Origin of the sequence: Bacillus sp. SN1, assembly GCF_002796895.1 — a bacterium.
Lineage (GTDB): Bacteria > Bacillota > Bacilli > Bacillales > Bacillaceae > Bacillus > Bacillus inaquosorum.
In genome coordinates, this window is sequence record NZ_PHIE01000004.1 from 384,091 (window position 1) to 400,562 (window position 16,472).

The 16,472-nt window shown below is 36.8% G+C and carries 18 protein-coding genes; 9 read left to right on the forward strand and 9 right to left on the reverse strand.

The annotated features are described in order from the left end of the window. Nucleotides 1-195 precede the first annotated feature (195 nt). A complete protein-coding gene (locus CVV77_RS16080) occupies nt 196-789 on the forward strand; it encodes a YdeI/OmpD-associated family protein (protein ID WP_019257557.1) in 594 nt (197 codons plus the stop codon). A gap of 125 nt (nt 790-914) precedes the next feature. On the opposite strand, the gene CVV77_RS16085 is transcribed toward CVV77_RS16080, so the two are convergent. Further along, the gene (locus CVV77_RS16085) at nt 915-2,084 is read right to left on the reverse strand and encodes an MFS transporter (RefSeq protein ID WP_100275879.1); all 1,170 of its coding nucleotides are present in this window, start codon (nt 2,082-2,084) and stop codon (nt 915-917) included. Between the two features lie 101 nt (nt 2,085-2,185). After that, the gene (locus CVV77_RS16090) at nt 2,186-2,467 is read right to left on the reverse strand and encodes an HPr family phosphocarrier protein (RefSeq protein ID WP_100275880.1); all 282 of its coding nucleotides are present in this window, start codon (nt 2,465-2,467) and stop codon (nt 2,186-2,188) included. Nucleotides 2,468-2,820: 353 nt separating this feature from the next. Between CVV77_RS16090 and CVV77_RS16095 the strand changes: the two genes are divergently transcribed. After that, complete coding sequence (locus CVV77_RS16095; protein ID WP_100275881.1) at nt 2,821-3,366, forward strand: TetR/AcrR family transcriptional regulator; 546 nt, start codon at nt 2,821-2,823, stop codon at nt 3,364-3,366. 179 nt (nt 3,367-3,545) lie between these two features. On the opposite strand, the gene CVV77_RS16100 is transcribed toward CVV77_RS16095, so the two are convergent. Beyond that, nucleotides 3,546-4,403, reverse strand: coding sequence for a YitT family protein (locus tag CVV77_RS16100; RefSeq protein ID WP_100275882.1), 858 nt, complete (start codon nt 4,401-4,403; stop codon nt 3,546-3,548). Between the two features lie 694 nt (nt 4,404-5,097). Between CVV77_RS16100 and CVV77_RS16105 the strand changes: the two genes are divergently transcribed. From CVV77_RS16105 to CVV77_RS16125, 5 genes are all read left to right on the forward strand, one after another. Beyond that, the gene (locus tag CVV77_RS16105) at nt 5,098-5,688 is read left to right on the forward strand and encodes a class I SAM-dependent methyltransferase (protein WP_100275883.1); all 591 of its coding nucleotides are present in this window, start codon (nt 5,098-5,100) and stop codon (nt 5,686-5,688) included. Continuing rightward, nucleotides 5,678-6,364, forward strand: coding sequence for a response regulator transcription factor (locus CVV77_RS16110; RefSeq protein ID WP_100275884.1), 687 nt, complete (start codon nt 5,678-5,680; stop codon nt 6,362-6,364). The genes CVV77_RS16105 and CVV77_RS16110 overlap by 11 nt, the downstream gene beginning before the upstream one ends. Beyond that, the gene (locus tag CVV77_RS16115) at nt 6,361-7,449 is read left to right on the forward strand and encodes a sensor histidine kinase (RefSeq protein ID WP_100275885.1); all 1,089 of its coding nucleotides are present in this window, start codon (nt 6,361-6,363) and stop codon (nt 7,447-7,449) included. Before CVV77_RS16110 ends, CVV77_RS16115 begins: the two co-directional genes overlap by 4 nt. A 119-nt stretch (nt 7,450-7,568) precedes the next feature. After that, on the forward strand, nt 7,569-8,201 hold the full coding sequence (locus tag CVV77_RS16120; RefSeq protein WP_181280845.1) for a TVP38/TMEM64 family protein: 633 nt from the start codon (nt 7,569-7,571) through the stop codon (nt 8,199-8,201). Between the two features lie 388 nt (nt 8,202-8,589). Then, complete coding sequence (locus tag CVV77_RS16125; RefSeq protein WP_100275886.1) at nt 8,590-9,117, forward strand: NAD(P)H-dependent oxidoreductase; 528 nt, start codon at nt 8,590-8,592, stop codon at nt 9,115-9,117. Nucleotides 9,118-9,186: 69 nt separating this feature from the next. Here CVV77_RS16125 and CVV77_RS16130 read toward each other — a convergent pair whose 3' ends face one another. The 3 genes from CVV77_RS16130 to CVV77_RS16140 form a co-directional block, all read right to left on the reverse strand. Beyond that, entirely contained in the window at nt 9,187-9,546 is a 360-nt protein-coding gene (locus CVV77_RS16130) for a winged helix-turn-helix transcriptional regulator (protein ID WP_100275887.1), read from the reverse strand. 356 nt (nt 9,547-9,902) lie between these two features. Continuing rightward, nucleotides 9,903-10,073, reverse strand: coding sequence for an ester cyclase (locus tag CVV77_RS22505; protein ID WP_250622092.1), 171 nt, complete (start codon nt 10,071-10,073; stop codon nt 9,903-9,905). Between the two features lie 272 nt (nt 10,074-10,345). Beyond that, nucleotides 10,346-11,107 (reverse strand): MBL fold metallo-hydrolase, encoded by a 762-nt coding sequence (locus CVV77_RS16140; protein ID WP_100275888.1) that lies wholly within the window; start codon nt 11,105-11,107, stop codon nt 10,346-10,348. Between the two features lie 206 nt (nt 11,108-11,313). Between CVV77_RS16140 and CVV77_RS16145 the strand changes: the two genes are divergently transcribed. Continuing rightward, nucleotides 11,314-11,724 carry an Lrp/AsnC family transcriptional regulator gene (locus tag CVV77_RS16145; RefSeq protein ID WP_019257569.1) on the forward strand — a complete coding sequence of 137 codons (411 nt, stop codon included), beginning with the start codon at nt 11,314-11,316 and terminating at the stop codon, nt 11,722-11,724. 281 nt (nt 11,725-12,005) lie between these two features. On the opposite strand, the gene CVV77_RS16150 is transcribed toward CVV77_RS16145, so the two are convergent. From CVV77_RS16150 to CVV77_RS16160, 3 genes are all read right to left on the reverse strand, one after another. Beyond that, nucleotides 12,006-12,959, reverse strand: coding sequence for an SDR family NAD(P)-dependent oxidoreductase (locus CVV77_RS16150; protein ID WP_100275889.1), 954 nt, complete (start codon nt 12,957-12,959; stop codon nt 12,006-12,008). 75 nt (nt 12,960-13,034) lie between these two features. Next, entirely contained in the window at nt 13,035-13,553 is a 519-nt protein-coding gene (locus CVV77_RS16155; protein ID WP_019257571.1) for a TetR/AcrR family transcriptional regulator, read from the reverse strand. Between the two features lie 383 nt (nt 13,554-13,936). Continuing rightward, nucleotides 13,937-14,800 (reverse strand): DMT family transporter, encoded by an 864-nt coding sequence (locus tag CVV77_RS16160; RefSeq protein ID WP_100275890.1) that lies wholly within the window; start codon nt 14,798-14,800, stop codon nt 13,937-13,939. 154 nt (nt 14,801-14,954) lie between these two features. Between CVV77_RS16160 and pdxR the strand changes: the two genes are divergently transcribed. Continuing rightward, nucleotides 14,955-16,346, forward strand: a complete 1,392-nt coding sequence (gene pdxR, locus CVV77_RS16165) for a MocR-like pyridoxine biosynthesis transcription factor PdxR (RefSeq protein WP_032732234.1) — start codon at nt 14,955-14,957, stop codon at nt 16,344-16,346. The last annotated feature ends 126 nt before the right edge of the window (nt 16,347-16,472 follow it).

Here is a 16,472-nt window from a genome sequence, read left to right on the forward strand (position 1 = left end):
GTTTGAACCTATACAATGGATGATAGGAGAATAAAACAAATACCGTGATGTCAAAAATAAAATTGACAGGGCAGGGGGAGGGGATGAAGAAAAACAGAGCGTGATATCTATGTAGAATCGGGAAGAGCCTAAAAAATTGTTAGTGGAATAACGCAAAGGAATAAACCGAACTGCTCCGGAAAGAGGGGGATCATGATGTCAAATAGCAGAACGAATCCTAAGGTTGATGAATTTTTAAGTAAAGCTACAAAGTGGAAGGAAGAATACGAGAAGTTAAGAAATATCTGTCTTGACTTTGAGCTGACCGAAGAATTTAAGTGGAAGCATCCTTGTTACACGTTTAATAGTAAAAACATCGTTTTAATACATGGATTTAAAGAATATTGTGCGCTTCTGTTTCACAAAGGTGCCTTGATAAAGGATGACCATGGGATTCTCATCCAACAAACGGAGAATGTACAGGCGGCACGTCAGATTCGGTTCACCAATGTTCAGGAAATAGTTGAAATGGAAACCATCTTGAAAGCCTATATTCATGAAGCCATTGAGGTTGAAAAAGCCGGTTTGGAAGTGGATTTTAAAAAGGATACTGAATATAAAATTCCTGAAGAACTTCAAAATAAATTCGATGAAATCCCTGCCTTGAAAGCTGCTTTTGAAGCATTAACCCCGGGGCGGCAAAGAGCATACATTCTTTATTTTTCTCAAGCCAAACAATCCAAAACACGAGAGTCAAGGATTGAAAAATATATGGAGAAAATCCTCAATGGACAGGGATTAAAGGATTAGTGTGATCGGTGAGAACATACATGGAACTTGTCCACAATACTGAAGGTCTGTCTAAACAAGAAACATACCAAATGATATTGGTATGTTTTTAAATTTCACCTACCATTTTATTGCGGGTATACAGTTTATCTGAAAAATTGTTTCTCGGGACTATACATAGAAGTTCTTAGTAAAATCGATATCAAGCTTAATACAACGGATAAAAATCCCACTAATACGACGTATTGGATACCAAATACTGATATAAATAATCCGCCTGCAGCTGTGCCAATGGTTGTTCCTAAGTTAGCTGATGTTAAAAATAATCCATTAGCGAAATCAGGAGCTTCTGGAGCTGCAGATGTAATCCAATATTGATTGATATTATTTCCGATCCCAGCTACTATTCCCCAAACTAAAGTAATGATAGCCATAGGTAAAGTAAACTGCCCTATTAAAAATAATATGATGTACACGAATCCTAATAGGAATGGATAAAAAATGACAGATTTGATGGGATTTTTAGTGAGTAACTTTCCTGCCGCGATGTTTCCAATCATATTCGCCCCGCCGAAGATGACTAATATTAAACTAATTGTATTTGGAGACATTTCCGTAACTGTTTTCAGATATTCCGCAAGATAACTATACACCCCGAATATTGCTGAGTTTATTAAAATAACAGCAGTAATGGAAAGCCAAGTAACTGTTTTTTTTAATACGCTTACCTGTGCTCCATAAGAAAGTCTTTCTTTTACAGGCATAGAAGGGAAAAATACGAATGTAGCAATGAATGTTAGAGCATTCACGATAGCAAAGAATGACATGGCCATTTGAAGCGAAAGCGTACTAGCAAGAAAACTTGCGATTGGCACACCAAGCACCATACCTGCAGACACTCCCATAATTACCTTAGCAACAGCCTTTGGTGATTCTTCCTTGGGAACTGAGTGAGCAGCTATTGTAAAAGCCGCTGAAAAATAAATGGGATGAAAAATGGCTGGAATCACTCGAGCAATTATTGCGATCGTAAAGTTTGTTGCAAATAGAGAGACTATGTTACCAAGAACAAAAATACCAAGTACAAGCAACATTGCCTTCTTGCGGTTTATCCCCGAAAATAATAGCGGCATAGTTGGCCCGCATATTGCAACAGTAAGTGCAAAGAGACTCACCAGCCATCCGGCAGTAGAGACACTGATATGAAAATAATCAGCAATGAAAGGTAATATTCCGATAACTCCCATTTCGGTGTTTATAATGCCGAAAGTTCCGACGGTTAATATAAATATTAATAAATTATTTCTTTTGGTCAAACAAGCAACTCCTAACTTTAGCATTAATAATTAGGCTGAACTCTTATATACAGGTTCTATATCCAGCCCACCTTTTCTCTTACAATTGTGATGGGCGGACATCAAGTTTCCTGTACATAATCTCTTTTTATTAAATAATCTTTAATGAATTGTATAGCCTGCGCCTCGTCAGCTCCATCAGCATGTATATATATTTGGGTTCCAGGTTTTATTCCTAAATCCATAATATCCATTATGGATTTAGGTGCGTGTTTTAGATTAATAGTTTTCCCTCGATATTCAAGAAAAATATCTGATGTAAATCGATGAGATAAACTTACTAACAAGGTTGCTGGTCTCGCAAATCCTGTTTCCTTAATGATCGTAAACTGTTTTTTAATCATTCTTCACCTCATATGGTCATGATTGACACAATGCAGCCTTTAAACGGGATGTACTGCTTTTTGTCGTACAGATCCACATGCCCTGCATTGAGTTTGCCGCCAATTTGTAAGCAACTTCGCTGAAGTACCTGGAGTTGGCATTTTCACCTGCGATGAACAGAATAGATTTTGTAACTAAAATGGACATTGATCTCATTTGAAAAGGAAAAGCATTATTGATTAATGAATCAGCAGTTGTTTATTATTGTAAATAGAAAAATAGTGTGTACAATGGTTAAATTCATGCAATTTGTTGATTATTCAACATTTCAAACGAAATTGTTGATTATCTTAAGAAAGTTTGGTGACCAGCTATGTCCAAAGTGGATAGAAGAATAACAAAAAGCCAAGAAGCTATTAAGAGGGCTCTGATTGAGCTGATGACTGAAAAAAGTTTTGATAACATTACAATTAAAGATATTTCTGACAGAGCAAATGTTAATCGAGGAACCATCTACCTTCATTACTTAGATAAATTTGATCTGTTGGATAAAATCATGGAAGAACATATAAATAATATGGGAGATTTTTGTGAATCGGCAGCTGAAATGGATTGGATTGAATCGACTGTACACTGCATGGAATACCTTGAGAGTAATTATTTATTCTTTTCAACGATGTTAGCCAGTGAAGGTGCGCGATATTTTCGCAGTCAGTTCCTTAAGTTTAATATCGAAGAGTTTAAGAAAGATGTCGATATAACGAAAGGAAAAAATCACGGCCAAAGTGAAGATGTCATTGTTGAATTCGTTGCAAATGCTTACGTAGGGGTAGTGGAATGGTGGTTAAAAAACGAAATGCCTTATCCGCCTCGTGTCATGGCAGAAAAAGTGGGGGAATTGTTAGAGAGGATTGTTTAATTTATATACTACCGGAATTATCCAAAGGAGTTGTCAGTTTGCAAGAGTTAAGCAAAGAAAAATATAACGGCTTGATAACACTTGTTTTGAAACAATGTTATTAAGGGAGGAGTGAGCTTTTTAATAAGCACTCCTCCACTCTCCTTCAAAAATCATCAAATAAATTAAAATGAGTTTATTTAATTTGCCTTTTTAGCTAACTTATTGTTCATCAATCCGAACTTCCCGCCTACCGCTTCTTTCACTTCATGAATAACGATAAAGGAGTTTGGATCAATGTCTTGAACACTCTTCTTAATTTTTAGCAGCTCGTTCTTTTTAATGACAACATAGATAATACGTTTATCCTTATTAGCATAATAACCATATCCATAAAATATAGTTGCGGCGCTGCCGAACTCACTAGTAATGAACTGTGCAATTTTTTCATATTTATCTGACATAATGGTCATAGCTTTCTTATTATGAAAACCTTCAATCATTATATCGACGATCTTGACGCACAAATAAACAAAAATAAACGTGTATAATGTGTTATTAATTCCCACAGCAAATATGGAGGCAAATATAATAAAGCTATCCATATAGAATAAGCTTTTTGAAATACTATACCCTTTAGTATAATTTAATAAATAAGCCATAAGAGTGGTTCCTCCGGTAGAACCATCTGCAATAAAAATCATGGCGAGCCCTGCCCCCATCAACAAAGCTCCAAACACAATACCTAAAATGATGTCATGGATGGCAAATGGAATAAAGCTTACAATCTTAAGAAAAACAGACGTCATAATGGCCCCGAATGTGGTATAAAGGATCGTTTTCTTTGTTAAGAATTTATAAGCTGCAGCTATAAAAACAAGGTTTATTAGAAACGTACTTATACTTGTTGGAATATGAAATAGATAATATAAAACTAAAGCAATACCAACTGTGCTTCCATCACCTAATTTATTTGGAATAACAAAAAACTCAATAGATGCAGCAATTAGAAATGTTCCAATGATAATTAAAAGGACATCTTTGTAAATATTTTTCATTATAAAAACCTCCTTTTCTATAGGATTTGCATAAAAAATAATAAAAAACGTCTCAGATATTGTTATGTTAAAAACATAATCAATTTCTAAGACGAAAGAATTACGATACTTATTTATTTCTCTACTTTCCTCAAAATAATTTATTCAATTAAAAGTACATCTTAAAAAATCATTTGAGAGGATTGCTCGATATCTCCGATGATTATATAAATTTCCCTGATTGATGTCAATATTAATTGTAAATAGATTATTAGTACACACGTAATCAAAATTTAAAGAGTTTTTCGCTGTATAAGCTATATGTTGCTTCGATCGTTATCGGGTGAATACTATTATGAATATGAGTGTAAAGCAGAATCATGATTTGAAGATTGTTTTGATTCTTCGTTCTTAGCCCGTACACCTAGCAAGCAATAAGGCAAGCAGCAGGACAACATTCCAATAACATATCTTGCTAAGTTTCTTCATTCTTTCATTCCTCTCCATTAACTCGTTCAGTTTCATATAAAAGTTTGTGCATCTAAATATTACCGTGTAATAGATAGGGATCGTTTTGAAACTTATTTAATAGGAGGAAACGATTTTTGGTTAGCTTCGCCAAAACTTAAGAATTCTTAAGAACTTTTGCCCCTTTTTCTTCAGGTTTTCCATGTAAGGTAGGATTAAAAATGTCAAACAAATGGAGAGATTAGATATGAAGCGTCTGTTATTCTTATTTCAATATATAGTTCATCCAAGAGCTGTTGGTGCCATCCTTCCTAGTTCAAGGTTTCTTGGAGATAAAATGATGGAGGGAATTGAGTTTAAGACAGCCAAATACATTGTCGAATATGGGCCAGGTACAGGTGCATTCACAAAAAAACTGCTTGAAAAGCGAAATCCGAAGACGATTATTTTATTAGTAGAACAAAATAAAGCATTTTATTTATTATTGAAAGAAAAATTTAAAGACGAAAGAAATGTATTTATTGTCAATGGATCTGCCGAAACGAGCAGCCAGTATGTAAAGGATTATGGTATGCCTTATATAGACTATGTGATTTCCGGTCTTCCCTTTGCTAGCTTGCCAAAAAGTGTTTCAGCCAACATTTTATTAGATACCGCCAAGATGTTAAAAAAAAATGGGGAATTCATTACTTTTCAATACACTACGTTTAAAAAAACGTTTTTTGAACAGTTTTTTACCAAAACAGATGTAAAAAAAGAACTTAGAAATGTGCCGCCAGCTTATGTCTTCAGCTGTTCGATGCCGCAATCTAATTTGGAGGAGTTATATGGAGTCTAACATTCTGATTGTTGATGATGACAAAGATATTAGAAACCTTATTTCTGTTTATTTAGAAAATGAAGGTCTGCACACTCAAAAGGCTAAAGATGCAATCGAAGCTTTAAAACTATTGGAACAAAAAGAGTATGACCTCATGATATTGGATATTATGATGCCCAACATGAATGGAATTGAAGCATGTATGAAGATTAGGCAAGAACGTAACCTGCCCATCATCATGCTTTCTGCAAAATCGGAAGATATGGATAAAATTCAAGGGCTTGCTGCTGGTGCCGATGATTATTTAACGAAACCGTTTAACCCATTAGAATTAATTGCAAGGGTTAAATCCCAATTAAGGAGATATAAAAAATACAATACGGATACGAGCAGCACGAAGAACATCATTGAAATTGGTGACTTGACCGTAAATACAGATACACGGCAAGTATGGGTGCGGGGGCAGGAAGTGAGGCTGACTCCGAAAGAATTCGATATACTTGAACTGCTTTGCATAAACAAAGGAATTGTTCTGAGTGTTGAAAAGATATATGAAGCAGTATGGAAGGAAGACTTTTTTAAATCGGACAATACTGTGATGGTACACATTACAAAAATCAGAGATAAAATAGAAGAGGATTCCAAGCATCCCATTTACATTAAAACGGTTTGGGGAACAGGATATAAAATATGAGGAAATTTGGAAATAAGATCATTGTGAAGCTTCTTGGTGCGGTCGCAATTAGTTTTCTTGTTTCATTAGGTATGATGATACTCATTATTTTATTTAACGTGTATCTGCAAAAGATGAATTATCTGACAGAGCTTAGCATCCGCAGTAGCTATTTTATGATCCTGCTTCAGTATTCGGCAGCTATTCTTACTTTTATTGCAGTTTTTTTTATCATGGCACGGAAGAAAATATTATATTTGAAGCTTATTACTGAAAGTGTTCATGATATTGCCAATGGAAGACTTGGCTTGACCATTAGGATTGAGAGCAGGGATGAATTGACCCAGCTTGCCCAAAACATCAATGATATGTCCAAAGAGTTAGAAAAGAAATTTGAACACGAAAGACAATTAGAAAGGTCAAAAAGTGAACTGATTTCAAATGTATCCCATGATTTAAGAACACCCTTAACATCTATTATCGGATATTTGGATTTATTAAAAAAAGGGCAATACGACAGCAAAGCGCAATTTCAGGAATATCTCGAAACGATTGATTCAAAATCGCAAAGGCTGAAATACCTGATTGATGAACTGTTTGAGTATACTCATTTATCGAGCCCGAATGTGAAGTTAACCTGTAAAGAAGCAGATTTGTCGGGTTTATTGGAACAGATAATCGGAGAATACATTCCTATTTTTGAAAAGGAACAATTAAGTGTTCAAAAATCAATTACAGAAGACAATGTACCTGTTTTAATGGATATAGAAAAGATGGTCCGTGTTTATGATAATCTCTTTATGAATGCGATAAAATACAGCATGAAACCATCTGAATTATTCATAAGCCTTGAGATCATTGGTGACAAAGCAATCTTGAGAGTATCAAACAAAGTTGAGAATTTCGAGGTTAACAACATAAACAAGTTGTTTGAACGGTTTTTCAGAGGCGATCAGGCCAGAACAGATCATCAAGGAACCGGCCTCGGACTTGCGATCTCAAAAAGAATTGTTGAACTTCATAATGGGAATATTCATGCGGAATATAGAGAAGGCTGGATGAGCTTTATTGTTGAGCATCCAATAGATTATGGCTTATGGGATTAAGAATTCCATAAGCTTTTTTCTTGGAAAATAAAACTTAAGAATCCTTAAGAATTTTGCAGGGTGTTTCTTCATTCTCATTGCTTATCATGTATGTATGGAAAGCGAGGAGAGGGAAGAAATTGAAAAATAAATTTGTTGTTTTAGCTTTATGGATGTTAGCCATTTATATCCTAAAGGAATATCATTTATTGTCACTCGAAATGAGTGATTTACAGGAATTTATATCAACCAATACAAAATACGCAATGTTGCTGTTTATTGCTCTGTGGATAGTAAGGCTGCTCTTTTTTATTCCAGGTGTAACGCTCATGTTTTTAGGAGGAATATGCTTCGATCCAATTGTTAGTTTCATATTATCGATGGCCGGCATTGTTTTGAGCGAAACGTTGGTTTATTTATTCTCTAGAATGTTTTCAAGCGGAAAAATGATCAAGGACTTGGAGCACAAACATCCGGAATTAAAAAAATTATTGGAGACTTACAATTATAAGTTTTTGGCATTGGGGATGATTTGTCCAATAGCCCCAACAGATGTCGTGTGTTTTTTATCAGCAGCCGTTGGGTTAAAGTATCGTGTTTACATTTTAACTGTCGTTATTATGAATATCCCTCTATTGATTTTTTCTAGTTTTATTGTCATCAACTTTAGTGAGTCTATAGTGGGTACTGTATTGGTTATCATATCATTTGCTTTGATTTCTATTGTATCTATTAAAATGTGGAACAGTCTTAAGCAGAAGCAAAGCGCATAGAGACATATTTAAGGTCGTTTATGACGCGGGATCAGTAAATGAATGAGCGAAATAGAGAAAGAATTATTAAAGAAGATACTATGCAAAACTAGTATCTTTTTTATTTGCGTTTTTTAGAGTACCCATTACATTCCGCCAAGTGCATGTCGGAATTCCAAAAAGGGGTTTCATTTTTTCATCATGTATAAATGGTTAATCTCACTGTCTTGTCTTTATCCAAGCTCCTAGAGTTAACATTTGAGGTCAAAAGGACGCCTAACCCCTATCATAACAGGTGTTACTTGGAGGTACTTACCTTTATGTAAGTACCTGTAATAAAAGTGCGTACTTACATATTCTTAGCTTCGACTCTACAATAAAAATAAAATCAGCCTAAGGAGGAGAAACATTGAAAACTCTTGTTATCATAACACACCCGAGCTTAGAAACATCTGTTGTTAATAAACGATGGGTAGAAGAATTAAAAAAATATCCAGAAAAATATACTGTGCACGAATTGTATAAGGTTTATCCTGATGGGAACATTGATGTGGAAAAAGAACAAAAATTGGTTGAAACTCACGGGAACCTTGTTTTCCAATTTCCTGTATATTGGTTCAACTGTCCTCCTCTCTTAAAAAAGTGGCTGGATGATGTTTTCCTTTATGGATGGGCTTATGGTTCAAAAGGAGATAAATTAAAGAATCGTAAAGTTGCTTTAGGGGTATCTGCCGGGATCAAAAATGCAGATTATAGTGAAGCAGGAAGATACCATTATACACTTGAACAAGTGTTGCGTCCGTTTGAGTTGACAGCCATCTATTGTAAAGCAGATTATCGTTCGTTCTTTGCATTTTATGGAGCAGAATTTGAGCCATCTGTAAGTGAAATAGAAAAAAGCACTCAAGATTATTTAAATTTCATTGATAATATGTAATGGATAACTTTTATAAAAATTAAAAAGAGGTACCTCTAAACGAGAAGGTACTTCTTTTTTACACTATGCCTATTTTGTTACATCTTCTTGAGCTTGAAAATTATTTTTCTCTCCCCACTCGCACATCATATCTAACAATGGAATAAGTGAACAACCACGTTCAGATAATGAATATTCAACTTTTGGAGGTATTTGGGGAAATTCTTTGCGTATAATAAGACCATCTTCCTCAAGTTCTTTTAACATAACACTTAGTGTTTTAAAGGAAATAATCCCAATACATCGCTTCAGCTCATTGAACCTCATAACCTTATTTTCAGACAACCAATACAAAATAATCATTTTATATTTACCGCCTATTAAGGATAACGTATATCCAAAACCAGTGCTTTTTAGTTCTACGCCAGTCGGAACACAGGTTTCTCTCACAATCCCCACTCTCCTTCTGATAAGAGTATGCTCTCAATATGAATACTTTATAGTAAATTACTATGCACTCTTATCACAGGAATGTAAAGTAACGGGTAATATCTTTTTGTTATGCTTCAGCTAACATAAAAGCAATCGATGTAGAGTATTTTCATTCTATCAGGAGGTACAGCATCTAGAAATCTTGAGTTAGGAGGAAACTTGGCTATGCGCTTTTGATATTTCTTTATTTTTGGTTACTCTAACAGCCGTGCACCAGTGACATGCCGGATAATCCTATAGAAAAAATAAAAAAGAGACCAAGCCATTGCTTGATCACTGAGTAAAATGATTTCTTATTTCTCTCACTGGATTATCTAGGAAGGAACGCCGAGCTGACGGAGAATCTCATGCACATCGACATGAGATCTTTGTTCAAATATTTTACCGTCTTTAATACGCAAAAGAATCATGAGAGAAAACGTAACGGATTTCCCCGTTGCAGGGACACCGGCAAATGGAGTTCCTGTGTGCTTGCCTTTAAAGATAAAACAATCGGCTGCAAGGTCGTCTTCAGCTCTGTCGCTTTAATTGGCATTTTAAAACCCGGGAAAAGCATCAAAGTTTTTCTTTTCAGATTCTATTAAGCCATCTACACTCGGAAACGGTGTATCTAATTGCGGGTAGAATACAAAGTCTTTATGGCAGAAGTCTTTTAAGGCATCGTACTTTTCTTGTTCAATCGTTTCAAAAAAACGACGCACTCATTTTTTATTGTTTTCAACGGACATCATGACCACTTCTGTCCTTACATAAACATTTAAAATGAATATGATTCGCCATCATCAGGCACTAAGACACGAGAGGAGATTCCTTTTTCATGAATAAAAGATTTTAATTCTTTTCTTGATAATCCCCAATGGTTGACAGCTTCCATGTGGCTCACGATGATTTTTGCTTTTGGAGCAGCCTTATACGTTTCATAGATATCTTCTTTCCCCATGACGAGAGAACCGCCTTCAAAGAATTGATTATCTCCGCCGTTCACTACAATGATGTCCGGCTGATGTGTATCAATCTCTTCTTGAACCGCATCATACCAGACTGTATCTCCGGCGATATATAATGTTTTCTCACTGTGGTGTTTGAACACAACACCGCATACAAGACCTGCAAGTTTTAGAATTTCTCCTCTTCCGTGTTCGCCTTTTGTTTTAATTAACTGAATGCCTTCAAAGACTGTGTCTTTAGTTAAAACTTCGACGTTTTTGAAACCAGCATTTCGTATTTCTATTGCATCTTCTTCATTTTGGGAAAACAGCTTGATATCTTTTGGCAATACCTTTTTAGCCGCCTCATCCCAATGGTCAAGGTGTAGATGGGTAACAATCACAGCATCAATATCGTTAATAATATGGTCAACAGAGGCTGGCAATTCAACTAAAGGGTTGTTTTGATCCTGTCTTGGCGCGTTTGGAAATGGCGGATAAGCACCCTTCTCAGCTAACATGGGATCTATTAAAAACGTTTTGCCTGCATATTTGACAACAAGTGTGGCATTACGAATTTGTTGAATGTTCATGTATAACACTCCTTTTTTTAAGATGTGTATAGTTTACAGGCAGCCGCTGAATAAATACATGGAACAAATCAAGTCTTTCTGTTGATTGACTTGGTTTTTGAAAGTATGTAATTTATTTTGTATAAATTGTCATTAAGGCAGAATCAGGTTAATTGCACCTTTTAGAGAGATGATGAACAGAAAGATTTTAGAAGGGATTTGATTTCATGTTGGATCACACAGACATGCAAATATTAGAGGAGTTATCTCAAAATAGCCGTATTACGATGAAAGAATTAGGTGAGAAAGTTCATTTAACAGGTCAAGCAGCAGCCTCAAGGGTTGCCAAATTAGAAGACAACGGTATCATTGAGGGATATACAATTAAAGTGAACCAAGTGAAATTAGGGTGTTATATACATGCTTTGCTTAATATCTATACAAAAAGCACCCATCATCAGCCATACCTGTCATTTATAAAAACACAGGAGAAATATGTCATCAATAATTATAAAATCAGCGGGGATGGCTGTTATCTTCTTGAATGCAGATTTCCGTCTAATGAAGCGTTAGATCAATTTTTAGTGGAATTAAACAAGCATGTCAATTATAAATTATCGATTGTGATTAACAAATAGAAAGAGACTAAGGCTGTCGAAATCATTTCGGCAGCCTTGACTCTGTTGTTTGATCAACAACAGTAAGAGAGTGACTTGTTTTTGTCTTATTCCCGTAAAGAACATTTTCTAAACAATAAGCTGAATTTGTTTAAAAAAGACTTATTCGATTTGTACTCCTGAATGCAAATAGATCATTGATTTGGTAACTCAATAGGCAATTCCTAATTCATTTTGCAAAATAACAGCAGTAAACATTCTCTTAAATAGGGAACAGAATGTTATCTAAAGGATCGCTTGACCTATTGTTTATTACGTATTAAAAACCGCAATGTTTCTTCAAGACCTTTTGTGAAAGGAGTTGCTGGAATAGAACCAATCCGTTTTTCATATTTTTCTCCGCTCAATACAAATCCTTCTTTCGTAAGGTACATGATCTCAACCACTTCTCTCATAAACGGATCAAACATGCCAATGCATCGAATGGCCGTTTTATTTAAAGGAATGACCACTCTTCGATTTCCGGTTATCTCTCGGGCTATGTTTATGATTTCTTTTCCTGAAATCAATCCAGCTCCAGGTATATTCCAGTTCTCCCGATAGGCATCTTCCGTTTCTGCTATATTGACAATCATTTTGGCGGCATCTGGTAAATAGACATATTCCCGCGGGGTTTTCAAGTTCCCGATAAAAATAGGAATCTTATGAGCGGCCATCCCTTCCAGTGTAGGCTGCAAATAGGAGTTTTGTGAAGTTGGACCATAATAATCAGGAAGTCTAACAATTAATGGTTTTGCATTCTCCCATTTGCGGCTGAAAATGAGATTCTCAAATGCGACCCTTAGTTTACCTTTCTTTGTATGTGGTTGTTTTGGATGGTTTTCATCGCCATTTCCTACTTGATGCCCATAAACATATATTCCATCTACGATCACAATTTTCTTCTGAAGAATATTTGCCGCTTTCATCACATTTTCACCAAGTAATAGAAGCCGACTTGCCATTTCTTGATATTTGACATTGGCACACTGAAAAATAACCTCTGCATCTTTTGCTGCTTCTACAATGGTTTTGTAATCAAATATATCGCCCAGTTTAAATGACAGCTGTTGATTAAAATTGTTTTTTTTCATTAATTCTTTCAATTTGCTTTCGGAACGTCCAAAAGCAATCACGTTTATCCCTCTGGTCAGTAATTCTGATATAATAACCTGCCCCGTTCCCCCTGTAGCTCCTAATACAATAGCAGTTTTCATTTGCATTCCCTCCATTTAGTTAGTGATCAATCAATAAATAATTATTAAAATAAATAACCGAACTTAATCGGTCATTCAATTTTGTTTACCATCAATAAGCTCGGGAAAATCTAAGAAAAAGGAGATATTACAGAGTATTCCTCTTGCTAAAAAAGTGGTAACTTCACTCTCTGCATTTGTGATCCCTGTGGTCTGAAATTTTTCCAATGTAAAATTTCTAATGCGTGACAAACCCTGTTTTGTAGAGTTTTTGATGGTTTCTTCTGGCACTGAAAGGCCAATGACCTGCAATGACATTTCATTAGGGTGTGACACAGCCAGCTCTTCATATGCTTCAATCATTTTATTAACGAGCTGATCTGGGCGGGACTCCACTTTTTGAAATGCTGCAAGGATTCTTTCAAATGCCTGATCTAAAGCAGCCACAAACAATTCTTCCTTCGTTTTGAAAAATTTAAAGACATATGGCTGAGAAATGCCAGCCTTTTCAGCTATAAGAGCTGTTGTTGTATTGTAATAACCCTTTTCTGCAAATACTTCTATTCCCGCATCGAGAATTTCTTCCTTCCGATTATGATTTCTTGGTCTAGCCATTGTGAGAGCTCCCTTGTTTAGTTATTGATCAATCACTAAACATAATATGTTAAACTGTTACACTTTGCAAGCGTTATAGTGTGAAAAAAAAAAGAATTGTTTTGATCATTCTTCGGTAATATCACAACGTGACATCAGTGATAGTGCATAGTTACAGAAATCGTGCCCACTAAAACATAGGCATATATAAGAAACGATAAGCTTTCACTTTATTGAAGGCTTAGCAGGTGAATAACCCCTGAGATTCAAGTCGTCTCGTCCGCATCAATGATACCAAGGGGTGCAGACCCTTGGTATTTTTTATGCCTTCATGTATTTTTGAAGTTTACTTCATTTGTTAGAGCAAGTATTCAGCTTATTCGCCTTTTGTAAAATCGTCTTCCTTACTTTGCAAATCGCCGAGCAGCTGCCACGCACATGATAACGGCAATATTCACTGCAACGAGTGCCCAGCCCACTTTCTCGTGCAGAATTACTGAGGCAAGCAGCAGTCCAAAGAAGGGCTGAAGAAGCTGCAGCTGCCCAACCGCCGCAATTCCGCCTTGGGCGAGCCCCCGATACCAGAACACGAAGCCGATCAGCATGCTGAATAAGGATACATAGGCAAGACTGAGCAGCGCAGGCACGCCGATGCCTGACCATGAGTCCGGTGTAAAAAAGAACGACAAAGGCAGCATCAGAGGAAGCGACAGAACGAGTGCCCAAGAGATCACCTGCCAGTTCCCCAGACGCCGTGAAAGCCTAGCCCCTTCTGCATAACCAAGACCGCATACGACGATAGAAGCCAGCATGTACGCGTCGCCAAGCGGGGATGATCCTCCTCCCTGGATCAGGGCGAAGCCTGCTACTAGTAAGCTGCCAGCAGCTGAGAACATCCAGAAGACCGGCCGGGGGCGTTCCCCTCCGCGCAGGACGCCGAAGATCGCCGTTGCAAGCGGAAGAAGCCCAATGAAGACAATAGCATGTGCGGATGTGACATACTGAAGCGCTAAGGCTGTCAGCAACGGGAAACCGATCACCACGCCGAATGCTACCACCAATAGTGAAATGATGTCTGTTTTGGCAGGATGCTGCTGCCGGAAAATGAGAAGGAGACCCCCAGCCAATACACCAGCTATCGCAGCGCGGCATACGGTGAGGAACAATGGGTTGAAGTCCGTCACAGCTAAGCGGGTTGCAGGCAGCGAGCCGCTGAAAATGAGTACGCCTATAAAACCATTTATCCAGCCATTTGTTGTTTTGTTCATTGCCATCACTCCAAATATGTTTCTTTTTAATGATCTGGATTTTCTTAACAAAACCAGTATCTAAGGATTACAATGACTATAAACTGGAATTGGCCTTTTATAAACAGCCAGTTTTCATAAAAAAATGCATACCAGTTAGGAGAACAACGTGCAAATGGATATCACGCCTTTTTTGAATAGAAATCTGGATATTCCGCTTTATCAGCAGCTTTATCGGTATTTCAAAGAAAACATGCATCAGGGGCGTATTCAAAAAGGAATGAAGCTCCCTTCAAAAAGACTTCTGGCGAGTCAGCTTTCCATCAGTCAAACGACTGTAGAGCGTGCTTATGAACAGCTTGCCGCTGAGGGCTATATCGTGAGCAAGCCAAGAAGCGGATGGTTTGCTGATTATCATGATTCTGATTTTGCCTATCGTAAAATGCCAAGCGCATCACTAATTAAAGAAAAAGCACAAGAAAATAAACAATGGATTGATTTTCACTATGGAAATGTAGATTCTTCTTACTTTCCTTTTTCCGCATGGCGAAAAAGCATGGTCAATAGTTTAGACCAATATGGCCACGAGCTTTATCGGCCGGGAAATGATTTAGGAGAGTTTGAGCTGAGAACACTCATTGCAGAGTACCTGTATCAATCACGCGGTGTTCATTGTATCCCTGAACAAGTCATCATAGGTGCCGGTAACCCGATTCTTCTGCAAATCTTGTGTCAAGTTTTTGAGCCGAATATTTCCATAGGATATGAGGATCCCGGTTATCCAAGAGCACGCAAGATTTTTGAAGCCAATCGCATGAATATACTTCCTATACCAGTTGATGATGAAGGCATCTGCATACAAAAGATCAAAGAACAGCAGCCAAACCTTGTATACGTCACGCCTTCTCACCAATTTACGCTGGGAACCATTATGACGATTAATAGAAGAATTCAGCTGCTCAAATGGGCGGCTGAAAATCAATCATTTATTATAGAGGATGATTATGATGGGGAATTTAGGTACACAGGACAGCCGGTTCCTTCCTTGCAAGGGCTTGACCAGCATAACCGTGTCATTTATATGGGCACTTTTTCTAAGTCTCTTCTTCCCTCGCTGCGTATCAGCTATATGATTCTTCCTTCGCCTCTTTTAAAAAAAGGCCATGACATCACGTCATTATATAAGCAAACGGTGTCCTGCCACAGTCAGCTGACGCTAGCTGAATTTATAAAAAATGGAGAGTGGCAAAAACACATCAACAGAATGAGAAAGCTTTACCGTAAAAAAAGAGCCATTTTATTAGAGGCTGTGCAAAGTGAATTAGGAAAGCATGTCAGGATTCGCGGAGAAAACTCCGGGCTTCGCATCTTACTTGACGTTTATTTGCCATTTAGCGAAAAAGAGTTAATTGAGAAGGCAAAGGAGCATGGAGTAAAAATTTATCCTGTTTCTCTTTCTTATAAAAACAATCCTCCTACAAAAACGGTCTCACTTGGATTTGCAGGGGTTTCTGAATTCAACATACGAGAGGGCATAAAAAAACTGAAAGCTGCTTGGAAGATATGAGAGGTCTTTCAGCTTCGTTTAGAAAATAAAATATTCGAAATGGTTAAGACGACTAGCTTTAATACGATAAAAACCAAATAGTTATTGTTTTACGTTTTAACAACTTAAACTCAGTAACGATCGATA